We start from the raw sequence: 14,304 nt of genomic DNA on the forward strand, positions 1-14,304 counted from the left end.
ATCCAATCTGTCCGATCGAATTGATGAAACAAATTGTGAAACCGATGACCGCCAAGATGGATGGCTTGCGCTCACGCAAGCCACGGCGGACGGTACGCAAATACACTTCATCCAGAAACCGATGGCTTCTATCCATCATTCTGACGGGAACTCTGGTCGGCCCATCGCACGTGACACTGCGTGCAGAAACGCCGACTCACCCGGATGGCAATTCACCTCATCCCGTTTCCACGTCCTATCGATCTCACGAAGCGGTTCAGCTGCCGATCCCCAATGCCATCTCGAGTGGCCCGTACGCTCATCAGGTCGACCGGTATCGCGATCGCGTTCTTGAAAACGACGTCGTCGCTGAAATGGATGGGAATTGTTGGTTCAAAGATTCACCGGCGTTGTCGGCCGGTCCATCAATCGCGGGTGAGATCAGCCAGCTCGACCCACAGATCGTTTGGTGGGACGCGGACGTCACGCGGCCTCTCGGGTTGGCAGAACAACACACCTCGGTCGACGCATCGGGACTCGCGCAAACGGCATTGATTGCCTCACCCTATGTCCGCAGTTTGCTGACGGAACCACAAATCTCGATGACCGACATCGTGATCGCCGACGCTCAGTTCGATCCGCTGACGTTCTTGGACGCCAACTACACCGACACGAATGATCCTGTCGGCAGTGAATTGACCACGGGTGACCAATCGGAACGATTCCGCGACAACCTGTTTGCCTCTTCCGCGGGGGTTCGCAAAAAGCTGACCAGTGGCGGGAACCTGGAAGTCGTTCAGCGTGGCGGATTCCAGAACAACAACTCGACGTTCCTAACTCCCAACGCGCAAGGCACGTCGCGGTTGGAACTGAACTTTTCTCAACCGTTGCTTCGCGACCATGGCAAAGCGGTCAATCGCACGCGAGTCATCCTGGCAAAGATCGACGCACAGATCACCAACAGCGAAGTGCGTGAGGAGATTCAAACGCACTTGGTCGACGTCACCACCGCGTACTGGGAACTTTACCAAGCCCGCGCGGAATGGTTGCAACGCAATCGTTTGCTCGCCAGTGCACAGGAGATGCAGACGGTTCTGCAAGCTCGCGGGGCGGTCGATTCACAACAGCGACAAATCTTGCGTGCCAACGTCGCGGTCGCAAAACGGCGAGCCGATTTGGTCCGCATCGAAACCCGAATCCGCAACGCTCAATCGAAACTGCGTTTGCTGACCGGTGACCGCCAATTCGCGCAGTTCGCACAATACGAGATGGTGCCCGTCGAACGCCCGCTGATGCAGTCAATCGAACTGAGCACCCGCGATGCGACGCTGACGGCGCTAGACAATCGTCCGGACATCGTGCAAAGCCTGCAACAAATGCATGCTGTTTCGACACGCGTCGGTGCCGCACGCAATCAAGTCTTGCCGCGTCTGGACTTGCTGCTCAGTTCCTATGTGTCGGGATTGGACTCGGGCACCAACACGTTCGGTGCAATTGGCCGGCAATTCAGCGAGGGCGGTCCAACCTATTCCGCCGGTTTGATCTTTGAACGCCCCTGGGGCAACCGTGCCAACCAAGCCCGATTGCGTCGCAACCGATGGGAATGGACACGATCGTACGCCGAGTTTCAACAAACGACCGAAGCGGCGATGACAGAAGTCGAAATCGCCGTTCGCGAAACACAAACGCTGTTCAACGAATTGATTGCCAAGCAACAGTCGACCATGGCTGCGGCTCGCGAAGTGGACTATTTGCGGCAACGTTGGACGCACCTGCCCGATCCAAACGAAAACGCGATTCTTCTGATCGAAAACCTGCTGGACGCGCAAGAACGGTTGGCGGACGAAGAACGCAGCTTGGTTCGGTCGCAGGTCGCTCACGCTTTATCATGGGTCACGCTTCGCAAAGCCATGGGTGTGCTGTTGGTTTGCAACGTGGCGGATGTTTCGCCGGTACCGAGCAATGTCTCGGTGTTCCTGCCCGACGAAGCGGAACCATTTGGCGGGATGATTGAAAGCGAAGAATTGATCCTCCCGACACCGGAGGAGTGGAACTCACCATGAGCCTTCTCCGTTCCAACACCGGTTGGCGATCCCAATTTGCCTCCATCGGACAGCTCGCATCCATGACGCAGCTCGGTCGATTCACCAGCCGTCCTGCGATGGACATCCAAACCATCCTGCAGTCCGCATGCGATCGAATGTCCAATCGTTCCGCGTCTGCGAAACATGATTTACAAAACCGCTGGCAAACGCTTCGGTACCAATTGCTCGAAGCGACCGCGGACCAAACACGCAACTCATCAAGTCAGCTCGATGCTATCTGGCGAGAGTGCTTGGTGGACGCATTGGTTTTGGCCAGCGACGCCATTCGAGCGACTCACAACATCGAGCTTTTCGAAGTGCAACTGCGTGCGGGCTTGATCGTTTCATCGGGATTGATGTCACGACGTGGCGGCGTGGCGGAGATGCAAACCGGCGAAGGAAAAACCTTCGCGTTGTTCGTTGCATCGTTGATCGCTGCTCTGCCGGGCCGAGGCGTGCACGTCGCGACGCCGAACGCTTACTTGGCCCAACGTGACCACGAACAACTTCGCGAAACTTGGTCGTTGCTCGGTGTCGAATCCAGCTGTCTGACCGAGGACTCATCGGCCGACGCCACTCGTGCCGCCTACCGAGCGGACGTGACGTATGGTCCCGGTCACGCGTTCGGTTTTGACTACCTTCGTGATCAATTGGCAATGGACACCGCCGCTCGTCAGCGTCCCGGATCGACGTTGCTTCGAAGACTGAATTCAGAACCATCCACGCCTCGGTTGCAGCGAGGCCTCGCGGTCGCGTTGGTGGACGAAATCGATCATGTTCTGATCGACGACGCTCTTTCGCCGCTGCTGTTGTCAGGAACTATACCGGGCGAGGCCGATGATGCCGCGGTCCACCGACATGCATTGAAAACGGCAGCGTCACTGCGCGGTGATGAAGATTTCCAAGCGACCGGTCACCAAATGGAATTGACCGACGCGGGATTGAATCGTGCCTATCAAGCCGTGGAGGACTGGTCAGACGCATCGCTACGTCGACCTTGGCACGAGTACGTTGAACTTGCCTTGCAAGCGACCCATCTGCTTCGTCGAGAAATCGACTACGTGATCGATCATGATTCGGTCCGCATCGTCGATCAATCGACCGGCCGCATTTACGAAGACCGAACTTGGTCAGGCGGATTGCAACAAGCCATTGAAGCAAAAGAAGAGTTGCCGATTCAGCGTGAGAGCGAATCGCTCGCCAAAATCACACGCCAACGTTTCTATCGATCGTACGACTACTTGGCCGGAGTCACCGGAACCGCGGGTGATTGCCGCGAAGAATTGAAGTCTGTTTACGGACTGAACGTGCAAACCGTCCAACCTCGGCTGGCGTCGAAACGCATCGTTCATCCGACTCACGTCACGCTGACCGCACAAGAAAAGTTTGCTGCCATCGCCGTTGAGGCCCAACGGATCGCGGAGTCTGGACGATGCGTTTTGGTCGGCACGCTGGACATCGCAACCAGTCACCAAGTTGCGGAAGAACTCCGCCGGCAAGACCTCTCGTGTGAATTGCTCAACGGCCTGCAAAACGCAGAAGAAGCTGAGATCATCGCTCGGGCGGGACAACCGCATGCCATCACCGTCGCAACGAACTTGGCCGGGCGAGGCACCGACATTCGGTTGAACCCCGAGGTGGCCGCGAAGGGTGGACTGCACGTGATTGTTGCCGAGCACCATCGTTCATCGCGTGTTGACCGGCAATTGATCGGTCGCTGTGCTCGTTGTGGCGATCCAGGCAGCAGCCGCCATTTCTTATCGGCCGAAGACAACTTGGTCAGTCAATCGGCACCTTGGGTGGGTCGTGCTATCCGACGAGCCATTGCCGCCGACCAAATCGAAACACTTTCTGTTGAGTCCCAAATCGCATCGATCCAAACACGGCAAGCCAAACGAGCTGCCGCGGCAAGACGACAATTGCTGGAAGCGGATGAACGCGATTGCGGATTGGTTCGCAAAGCTCAATCGAACCATGATCCCGCCCCACACCTTCAAGCATTGGATGCAGGATGATGAACCGTCATTGGATAACGACACTCTGCGTCATCGTGAACCTGCAATGCCTGGCTCTTCCCGGCATCGCGGCTGCGGACGAATACGAAGCGTTTACCGAACCGTATCGACGGATCCAGGTTTCGTCGTCGGAAATGGGCGTGATCACGGAACTGAAAGCTCGTGAGGGAGCCGAGGTTCGCGAGGGACAAGTGCTCGCACAGCTCGATGATGCGTTGCTGCGAAAGACACTGGATGTCTCGCGGGCGGCGAAAGATGCCATCGGTGGAAAGACGGCTGCGGAAGCGGAAGTCGTCATTCGTGAACAACAGGTCCAAAGCTATCGCCGTTTGTTCACGCAGGGCAACGCGACACCTCGAGAGCTCGAACGCGCCGAAAACGATCATCGTCAGGCACTCGCTCGCCTGCAAAGCGTCACCGAAGAACTCTCCGTTCGTGCTCTCGAATACCAACGAGTGATCTGCCAGTTGGAACAACGCCGCATCTTGGCACCATCCGACGGCGTCGTTGTCGCTTTGGCCAAAGAGGTTGGCGAATTTTTGTCACCGACCGATCCTGTTCTGCTGCAACTGGTCCAACTGGATCGATTAAAAGCCGTTTTCTCAGTGCCACTGCGACGAATCGACATGTTGTCCGAAGGCCAATCGGTCGTCGTTCGCGTGGGTGGATCTCGCGTGACAGTCTACGGAACGCTGGAATACATCTCGCCCGTTGCCACGGCCGAATCCGGTACCGTTCGCGTTCGCGTTGTCCTGCCAAACGAAAAACGCGAGATTCGCAGCGGCGTTGTTTGCTGGTTGGACCTGGAAGCATCCGTGAGGACCAACCAATCGAACGCTCGCATCAGCGACGCTCCCGTCATTCTCTCGCCTGCGTTGCGTTAGAACGTGTTCACCGCATCGTCACTTTCGCCGGACGCGACCAGTCGTGATTCTCATCACGAATTGTTGCAGCGCGCCGAGACACTGGCGGCGGCGATCGAACTGCAGTCGGCTCTTGATGCATGTCGCGAGTTCGACGAAGCCGCTTCCATCGCGACGCGATCGCTCAGTGAATGGTTGCAAGCCGAGGGAGCGATTCTGTGTTGGCGAAATCGTCCCACATCGGGTCTGAAGTGCATCAGCGATCACGCCCACGGCGGTGGGACTTTTGCCACCGACCATCCCCGCGAAACATTGGCCGCGGCAGAAGAAGCTTGTTTGCGAGATGGGCTTAGCAAAGTCGCCGCAACCGAAGTCGCATCGTCGCCCGGCACGATGGCGATGCGGCAATGGCTGAAGACAATCGGATCAAACAATTTGCTCGCTTGCCCGATGTCAGACTCAAGCGGCAAAAACCTGGGCGTTTTGCTGATCCTCGATCCGCGTGAGCGATCCGCCTCTGCAACTCTCGACGCGTTTGCGCCGCTGTTGTCGTGCAAACTTCAAAGCATCCAACGTCTGCAACCGACGGGCGTGGAGGCTTCGTTGGTGCGTGGCATCCGATCGTTTCGTTCGACCTGGCAGCGGGCGACCGTTTGCGTTTTGTCGACGATCATCCTGTTGATGTTCCTGCCGGCTCATCACAACATTCGCACGGATGTGCAACTGCAACCCGTCCAACGTCGCTTCATCGCGGTCCCGTTTGACGGCCCGTTGCAAGAATGCATGGTGCGTCCCGGCGACACAGTGACCGAAGGACAATTGTTGGCCAAGATCAACCCTCGTGAATTGGAATACGAACTGGCGGGACTGCGTGCTCTTCTCGGACAAGCCGACCAGGAACGTCGTGGATCGATGGCGACGCATGACTTCGGAAAAAGCCAAATCGCGGCATTGGAAGCCGACCGACTGAAGACACAAACCGAACTGCTGAACCACCGCAAGGACAACCTGGAAATCCGCAGTCCCATCGACGGAGTCATCGTCAGCGGCGATTGGAAGCAATCCGAAGGGGCACCACTGACACGAGGTGAAACACTCTTTGAAATCGCACCGGTCGGTTCGATGAAAGTCGAAATCGCGATCCCAGAAGAGGACTTCGCTCACGTTCAGCCCGGTATGCTCGCTCGCGTTCACACCCATGCGATGCCGGACCGGGTGATGCATGGGGCGATCACGCGAGTCCATCCCGCCGCGACAATTCGTGATTCAGAAAACGTGTTATTGGCCGAAGTCACCGTGGACGATCAAGACGGACTATTGAGACCGGGTATGAAAGGCCGTGCGACGATCTATGGCAACAAGCGTCCGATCGGATGGATCGTTTTCCATCGTCCTTGGAATTTGTTGCTTCGTTGGTTGGGCGTGTGACGATGCAGCGTGATCCGGGAACCATCGATTGGCAGCAACAACCCATTCGCATCGCCGCCGATGTGAAGGTCTGGCCGGTCCGCGAAACGGGCGAACCGATCTATCGGATCGAAATTCCTGCCACGCATCAATTCTTTCGAGTGGGTTTGTCCGAGTACACGTTTTTGTCGGCGTTGGATGGGCATCGCACGATCGCACAAGCCTGCGGGTTGGTGACGGCAAAGATGGGACGTGCCGCACCTTCGTCTTCGCAGTGTGAATCCATCGCGAGATGGTTGATCGATCACCGACTTGCGCACTTTGCCGACGCACCGCCGCCCCGTCGAGAACACTTGTGCCAAGCCTCACCGGCGGACAACTCCCAATCAAAATCCATTTTGTCGCGATGGAACCCGTTCTGGATCAAGATGCCGGTACCGGGTGCGGCGGGATTGTTGCAATACCTGTCACGCGTGCTCGGCTTTTTGTTTTCAACGCCGATGCTGATCGTCGGAACGTTGATCATCGTCGCGGCGCTGGTTGGATTGACTTCGCGTTGGTCCGAATTCATCGCGGGTGCATCCTCGATCTTTGATCCGTCCAATTGGGCGTGGCTGTTGTTCACAGCGATCGGCTTGAAACTCATTCACGAAGTCGGACACGCGATCGCCTGCCATCGGGCTGGCGGATCTGTGCGGGAAGCCGGCGTGGTCTGGGTGTTGATGACACCGCTAGCGTATGTCGACGTATCAAGTTGCTGGCGATTGCCTTCGCGGTGGTCACGCATCGGTGTCGCAGCGGCGGGTATGTTCATCGAAGGGCTAATTGCATCGCTCGCGATCGGTGGATGGATGCTCAGCGACGATGAAATGTTTCGTTGGTGGTGTCACCACGTGATCCTGACGGCGGGACTATCGACCATCCTGTTCAACGCGAATGTGCTGATGCGATTCGATGGCTACTTCATGCTGTCCGACGTAATGGATGTGCCGAACTTAGCCACCGAAGCCAATCAGTCGGTTCGACAATTCCTTCGCCGTTGGTTTCTCGGTGACGCGTCTTGGAACAATTCACACACCGGTTGGCGACGACCGGCAGTCTTCGTCTACGGATGGTCCGCAGTTGCTTGGCGAGTTCTCGTTTGTGTCTCGCTCGCGATCGCCGCGTCAACGATGCTGGGCGGTGCCGGAATCGTCCTTTCAATTCTTGGACTATGGATGTGGTGGGGAAAACCGCTTGTCCAATTCCTGAAGTCGATGCGAACGCTGTGGGACACTGAACCGATCCAGGTATGCCGAGGGGCAGTGCTTGGGACGACGGCGGTTGGCGTCTGTGGTTGGATGTTGTTTTCAATGCCGATCCCATCGTCGGTCCGCGTTCCGGTCGTGGTGCAGTACGATCCTGATTCAGCAATCCGCGTTGGGCGGAAGGTTTCCTGATCGAATTGAATGTGAATGAGGGCGACAAGGTCGAAGCCGGCGATCTGCTTGCAACCATCGAAAATCGCGAACTCAAGCAACGCGTCGCGGAATTGGAAATCGCTCAAAAGCAAAACGACATTCGACTTCGCAAAGCGATCGAGTCTCGCGAAGAATCCGAACGCCTGAATCTGCTGGACAACCGTCAAGCGATCACGGACAAGCTCGCAACGTTGCAAACGCAATCCGATCAACTGAACGTGGTGGCGAACCGTGCCGGAGTCGTGATCGCGGATGACTTGCCGTCCAAACTCAACACGTACATTCACGAAGGCGATGTGTTGATGGTGGTCGCGGCGGAGTCTGACAAGGAGGTCTTGGCGGTGATCGATCAGTCGCAGGTTGACGATGTTCGCAAGCAGATCGGCCAACCGGTTCGCTTGGTTTCCCCCGGTCGACAAACCTTCTGGGCCACGCTTGACCAGCTTCAACCGCGTGCCTCTGACCGAGTGCCGAATGCGTCGTTGGCGGCCACGCATGGCGGCCCATTGGCCGTTCGAGTTGATGACGCATCCGAAGCCTCATCCAATGATGATCGCTTGGGTGAAGAGATGATCGACACCATGCGTTTGCTTCAGCCACATTTTCGCGGCGTGCTGAAGCTTCCCCGTGATGAAGCTCAACGTCTTCCCGCGGGCTTGCGTTTGGAAGCTCGTTTCGGATGGCACCGGGCTTCGATCGCCAAACGAGTGCATCTGTGGTTTCAAAACGCGTTGGCTCAAGCCGCTCAAGAAACCCGCTGACGGTTGGCTGCTATTTCGCAGAGTCATTCCCTACCGCAACACCCGATACCGTGGCTCCCGTCGACCCGCGGGAGGTCGTGCCGTTTTCCGATACCGCTTTTCGGCAGATTTCCGCATGGCGTACCTCTCCCGAAACGAAGTTTGGGTAGAGGTCGAGCGACGCCGTTCAGGCGTACGCGAGGGTGAGGGCCGGGCATGGGAAGTGGCGAGAGATGCATCATTCAGCTACGCAACCAAACGATGCTTGCCTCAAACTTGCAGCATCCCAACCATTGGCCACGCCTAGCCGGCGGCCTTCGATTTCGCCTCAGCGTCCGTCAAACAACGCCGGGGCGCAGCACGGGGAATGCTTCGCCGGCCGCAGGCAATGTTCGTATCGAATCGAACTGGGGGTGTTTGATCAACAACAACGGTAGCATCGGGCTGCGTGTTTGCAGCAACCTTGCCAAACGTTGCTCGGCAGGTTCTCGAGTCGCCAAATCGGTGCGACGAAGTTGCAAGATGGTTTCGTTCAATGTTGGTCCGTAAGGACCATACGGAAGCGTTTCCAATCTCGCCTCACGCAGTTCCCAATAACGGTCCGCGCCATCGGATTCCGACCACTTGAGCCCGGGATCCAGATCCGCCGCCAATTTCAAATCGCTGCTGTGCTCGTACAAATCGATGAGCAACCCGCGAGTGAAACTTTCAGGGCCGACCTGATTCCCATCTGTCTTTGGCATGACACCGGTGGCTTCATCAATGGCACGACGCCTGTTTGCGACAAACCACTGGGCACGTGCCAAATCGGATTGCAACAGCTTCGACGTTGAGTGCAGCGAGGCTGCTCGACGAAGGGAAACGACGCCTGCCATTTCCTCATAAAGCATCAACTGCACCCAACCGAGTTGATGATACACTTGCCAAGAGTTGGTCGACTCTTTTGACAACGTCAACAAGATGTCTCGTGCAGGTTTGAGATCGCCAAGCATTTGATACATCAACATGGCCGACGCCAAACGAGCTTCCACGTTGGTCGTATCCAGCTCCAACGCATTCTCGACTGATTGCCGAGCTTGGATGATCAAACCTTGAGCCTCCTCGTCAGCGACCCGTCCCGCCAGCGTCAATGACGTCAGCCCCTTTCCGGCGTGTGCGGGCGCATAGTTGGGATCTTCCGACAGAGCACTGTCAAAGCACTTCAAAGCGGAACGCATCCCATCAATGCTGTCCGGGTCCGCTTGCGTGCGTCCTTTCAACAGGCACGTGAATGCCCCCGGGTCGCGAGGTCGTGATTCGAGCGGATTTTCCAGCAGGCTTCGGTTGATCGCGGAGGCAACTTGGCGAGCCAAATGGTTCTGCTCAATCAAATTGTCACCACCGCTGGTACGAATGACTTTGCCCCAAATCTGTGTGCCGCTTTGGGCGCATATGATCTGAATGTTGACATCCATGAAGCCGGTTTGAGCACCAGTCGCTTCAGTGAACGTTCCCGTCACCAATGCGTCCACCTCCAACCTGGATGCGGCTTCGCGATACTGATCGGGGAAGCTCGCCGTCATCGGCACGTACTTTGGTACCGACAATCCATCCAAGCGACTGAGTTCGTTCGCGACCAGACCGGCCAACAACTCACCTCGCTGGAGCATGCGTCCGCGAGCGGGTTGAGGATCGACCTCGTTCGTCGGGGCGATCTGGGTTGCAGGCGTGAAGCTGAGCACACCGATGGAACGGATCTGCTTCAACTTGGCCCAGTTGCCGCTCAAGCCCGACATACCAACCAAGGCGCCGGCAAAACTTCCGCCAATCATCTCGACAAATCGTCGGCGAGACACTCCGCCAGCAATGCGAACCGGCTGCGTCATCGACACGCCGTCCATCGGCATCGCCAACGTCTCACCTTCATTGGCCTGCAACACGGCGCCGCCCCTCGAGAGTGCCGCGACAACGGTTGCTGCCGTCGGACGTTCAGCGGGTACTTTTCGCATCATCGCCATGATCAAATCGGCGAGGGCGATGTCGTCGCGACGACGGCCGGGATCAGGCAACGGAGTCTTTTCCAAAACCGCAGCGTAACGGCTGGCCGGCGATTTCCCCGTGAAGGCGGGCCGTCCGTAGAATGCTTCGAACAACACGCATCCCAACGAGAACACATCGGCGGCCGGTGTAACGGTCTCGCCGCGAGCTTGTTCGGGTGCCATGTAGCCTGGCGTGCCCAAGATCATTCCGGCGCGAGTCTTGGACTCACTGGCGTCGTCGTTGCCCGCGTCGTCCTGCTGCTTTTCCGGATCCGATTCGCCGGGGCCAAACACCGCTCGGCCCACGCGAGACAATCCAAAGTCGAAGAGTTTGACCGACGGCAAAGAGGTCTCGTTGGATGACTGCATCGCCATCGAGTGACCGCTGATCGTGTTGCTGTTGGCAGGCGAAGGCGTGGGCGATCCGCTGCGACGTCCAACCAACATCACGTTCTCTGGCTTGAGATCACGGTGGATCACACCGGACGCATGCGAAGTCGCCAAAGCCTCGGCCAACTGCCGTCCCCAGAACCGAACCATTTGCGTCGTGATGGGTGCCACATCGGTTCGTCTGGGTTCCATTCGCCGCATCAGCGTTTCGCCGCGCAAATGCTCCATCACGGCGTACGGCATGCCTTCGTGAACGCCGACGTCGAACAGCTCGACAATGTTGGGATGCGTCAACGAAGCGACCGCCTTGGCTTCGCGCTGAAAACGCTCGACCAAATTGGGATGCCCGTCGATCGACAGCATCTTCACCGCGACGCTGCGTTCCAGTCTGGTGTCGGTGGCGCGATAAACAACGCCCATGCCGCCACGACCCAAAACACCGTCCAACCGATACGGACCAATCTCGGTGCCCAACGGCGGCAGCGAATCCGACGATCCATCGCTGGCGACTTTGGCCAACGCCTTTTTCACGCGGGCTTCGGCCGATGGGGTTGAACGCATCGAGTCGTCCATCTTCATCGCATCGACCGCTGGCGTATCCAGCGCATCTGCGTTCCGAGATGGCGTGTCGTTGGAAGCGGCCAAAACCTGAGTCAATTCGCCCGAATCGCCATGGATTCCCAGGTCGCCATCGATTTCGGCTCGAATCGCTTCCAATTCAGAACGCAGCAAATCCGCATGCTCTCCACCGTGGCGTTCGACCAGCGACTGAATGCTGGTCAAATCCGAGGGTGCCGGCTCTCCATCGGCGACTTGCCGCAGCGAAGATTCATATTCCAAGCAAACCGCATCGAGGCGGGCCAATTCGCGGGCGGGCAGATCACTTAAATTCATCGCGAATCACTTCCGTAGCTAATCTGTGATCGAAGTGTGTTTTCGAGAGTTCGGCACCGCTTTTATGTTTGGTCGGCCTCGGACTCCGCCGCTTCGGTCCACGTTTTGCGAATTAACTGCAGTCTTCGTTCGACCGCACGTTTGCTCACGCCCAATTTGGTCGCGATCTCGTCTACCAAAAAACCATCCATCCGCATCACTGCGATTTCTCGCAATTGTTCGTCCGGCAAATCATCCAATAATCTCTCGCACGCCTCCGCCAATTCCAACCTCAAATCCGGAGGTGTGTTGTCGGATTCGCCTCGTCCAGCAAATTGTTCCAACCCAGCCCGGCCGGAATCGCCCGACGCGTCCAAGAAGACTGACTCACCGCGGACTTGGCCGCCACCGCGTTTTTGCCGCGTTTGACGACGCAAATGAGCGTTCACCTTTCGGCTGGTCAACGTGATCAACAATCCCCAGAGATTATCCGGGCCCGACAAATCCGGGAACTTCTCGCGTCGAACTCCCGCAATGAAACTGTGAAACGCCGAGAGCGCAATGTCTTCTTCGTCACCAGACCGCCGAAGGTTCTTTGGCAATCGTGTTCCCGCCAGCCGAACGAGGGGTTGGAAGTAGCGTTCCCACAATACCGCAGTCGCATCGTCGTCGCCTTGGCGAACCAATTCCAACAGATCAGCGAACTCTTCGAGCGTTAAATCGTTCATTCCGGCGAATCTCCCAACACGGGCGGTAACACTTCTGCGGTGTAGGCCACATCGCCCACGTCACCCGCCGATATCTGGCCGGCCAATTTTGCACCGGCTTCGAAATGGCTGCGGCGGGCGTAACCCATCGCTAATCCTTCGCCTTGATCGTTGATCCGCCCCACACTGGTGATTCTGCCGACCGGCTTGGCGTCTTCGGACGCGTCCAAAGCTCGCAGCTTGTCATCCGCCGCCGGCCCAGCTCCCGCGGGCAAACCGGACAACTTCCAACGCACCAATTTCTTTTGGACCTGTCCCAGTGCGTCCAATCGAGCCACGGTTTCTTGCCCGAGGTAGCAGCCCTTTGTGAAGCTGATCGTTTGGGTTTCTCGATCGGCTTCTTGGGGCAAATGAGCGTCGGTCACATCGATCCCAAACCATGGGAATCCAGCCGCCACGCGGTGAGCATGGAAATCGCTCACGTCACCCGTGGCCAACGTTTCGGGATCCAGTCCCAACCGTTCCGCGATCAGCGATGGATGTTCGGCGGCGGTATCGACTGGCAGCAGGAACAAAGTGCCCGATTTCACCCACGGCAGCTGATACGATTCGACGCCGTCTTGGTCGGTCATGCTAGGCAACGGAGTCGTCTGGACGGGTTCCTCGTCACCATCAACAACCATCCACGCGGCCAACTCTTCGTCACGAATCACCGGCGTCGCGTCTTCGCGAATCGTGTATCGGTCGGCGTGTTCCGCGATGGCTTGTGACTGGCGGACCGTACCGGCATTGTCAGCGGTCGCGACTACGCCGGGAGCACCAATCATTCGGTAACCGTTCTCGGTGGCGAAGACAACGACGTGTCCCAAGCACTTCCCACGAACGTTGGTGATGAACGTTTCCAACCCAGCGCGGTGCGGACCGTCGGTGGTCAGCTTTTTGACATCGTTTGTGGTCAAGTTGTGCAGGATCGCGGTGGCGTCCGCACCGACCAAATCCACAATCGACAAAGCGGGCAATCGGATCAGCGACAAAGAAGATGGCATACCAGCGAATTGATAAGAGGGCTGAATAGGCGAGCCATCTTACCCTGATGGGGCCCATTCGCGTTCCACGAACAGCCAAATGAGGGGGCCAATTGGTTTCATTTGCCCACTGAAATGCTGATTCTCACGCCAAACCTAGGTCACAACCGGTTTCGCGACAATCCAACGCACCCTGGGCGTTTCCGCTGACCCCCGTTTTGTACGCGAACGGGACCGATTGAGGGACAACTCGCGGCACGACTGCGGCACACTTTTCAGCGGGTGCAGTTCCCCTCCCGATGCTTTTCTCACCTGAACAATTGTGTGACAATTTGCGAGCGTCTCCGATTGGACCGACGCCCTTTTCTTTTCAAAAACGAATCAAACAGCAGGTGCGGCATGCGTTGGCGTGGACGACGACAAAGTGACAATGTGGAAGATCGTCGAACCAGCGGCGGAGGCGCGGTTGTCGGTGGCGGAATCGGAGTGATCGTGATCGCGATCATCATCGGATTGCTGGGCGGCAACCCACAGCAGTTCCTGCAACAAGCCGCTCAACAACCTGCCCCCGGTGGTGCCGGTGGCCAAGTCGAGCTGACACCGCAAGAAATCGAAGCTGGTGAATTTGTCAGCACCGTGTTCGCTGACACGGAAGATGTTTGGACGGATCTGTTTTCGCAAGCCGGTCGCGAATACAAGAAACCGACGTTGGTCTTGTTCAAAGACCAGGTCAACAGCGGATG

Annotated in this window: 10 protein-coding genes; 7 read left to right on the forward strand and 3 right to left on the reverse strand. The window is 57.4% G+C overall.

What is annotated here, in order from left to right:
* Positions 1–23 precede the first annotated feature (23 nt).
* Genes RE6C_RS19915 through RE6C_RS33000 form a run of 6 tightly spaced genes read left to right on the forward strand, consistent with a single transcriptional unit; the run spans position 24 to position 8,569 of the window.
* Positions 24–2,042, forward strand: a complete 2,019-nt coding sequence (locus tag RE6C_RS19915; protein ID WP_008659449.1) for a TolC family protein — start codon at positions 24–26, stop codon at positions 2,040–2,042.
* Positions 2,039–4,078 (forward strand): preprotein translocase subunit SecA, encoded by a 2,040-nt coding sequence (locus RE6C_RS19920; protein WP_008659451.1) that lies wholly within the window; start codon positions 2,039–2,041, stop codon positions 4,076–4,078. Before RE6C_RS19915 ends, RE6C_RS19920 begins: the two co-directional genes overlap by 4 nt.
* Positions 4,075–4,962, forward strand: coding sequence for an efflux RND transporter periplasmic adaptor subunit (locus RE6C_RS19925; RefSeq protein ID WP_039962700.1), 888 nt, complete (start codon positions 4,075–4,077; stop codon positions 4,960–4,962). Before RE6C_RS19920 ends, RE6C_RS19925 begins: the two co-directional genes overlap by 4 nt.
* Positions 4,963–4,965: 3 nt before the next feature.
* Positions 4,966–6,369 carry an efflux RND transporter periplasmic adaptor subunit gene (locus RE6C_RS19930; RefSeq protein WP_008659454.1) on the forward strand — a complete coding sequence of 468 codons (1,404 nt, stop codon included), beginning with the start codon at positions 4,966–4,968 and terminating at the stop codon, positions 6,367–6,369.
* Positions 6,315–7,787 (forward strand): zinc metalloprotease, encoded by a 1,473-nt coding sequence (locus RE6C_RS32995; RefSeq protein WP_236618363.1) that lies wholly within the window; start codon positions 6,315–6,317, stop codon positions 7,785–7,787. The genes RE6C_RS19930 and RE6C_RS32995 overlap by 55 nt, the downstream gene beginning before the upstream one ends.
* 11 nt (positions 7,788–7,798) lie before the next feature.
* Positions 7,799–8,569, forward strand: coding sequence for an efflux RND transporter periplasmic adaptor subunit (locus RE6C_RS33000; protein ID WP_008659456.1), 771 nt, complete (start codon positions 7,799–7,801; stop codon positions 8,567–8,569).
* A gap of 317 nt (positions 8,570–8,886) precedes the next feature.
* On the opposite strand, the gene RE6C_RS19940 is transcribed toward RE6C_RS33000, so the two are convergent.
* From RE6C_RS19940 to ygfZ, 3 genes are all read right to left on the reverse strand, one after another.
* Positions 8,887–11,850 carry a serine/threonine-protein kinase gene (locus RE6C_RS19940; RefSeq protein WP_008659457.1) on the reverse strand — a complete coding sequence of 988 codons (2,964 nt, stop codon included), beginning with the start codon at positions 11,848–11,850 and terminating at the stop codon, positions 8,887–8,889.
* A gap of 62 nt (positions 11,851–11,912) precedes the next feature.
* Complete coding sequence (locus RE6C_RS19945) at positions 11,913–12,557, reverse strand: ECF-type sigma factor (protein WP_008659458.1); 645 nt, start codon at positions 12,555–12,557, stop codon at positions 11,913–11,915.
* Positions 12,554–13,582, reverse strand: coding sequence for a CAF17-like 4Fe-4S cluster assembly/insertion protein YgfZ (ygfZ, locus tag RE6C_RS19950; RefSeq protein ID WP_008659461.1), 1,029 nt, complete (start codon positions 13,580–13,582; stop codon positions 12,554–12,556). Before ygfZ ends, RE6C_RS19945 begins: the two co-directional genes overlap by 4 nt.
* Before the next feature lie 378 nt (positions 13,583–13,960).
* On the opposite strand from ygfZ, the gene RE6C_RS19960 reads away from it, so the two are divergent.
* Positions 13,961–14,304, forward strand: a 344-nt coding sequence (locus RE6C_RS19960; RefSeq protein WP_039962702.1) for a neutral zinc metallopeptidase, incomplete at its 3' end; no start/stop codon positions are given.

This window comes from Rhodopirellula europaea 6C (genome assembly GCF_000338295.1).
Classification (GTDB): Bacteria; Planctomycetota; Planctomycetia; order Pirellulales; family Pirellulaceae; genus Rhodopirellula; species Rhodopirellula europaea.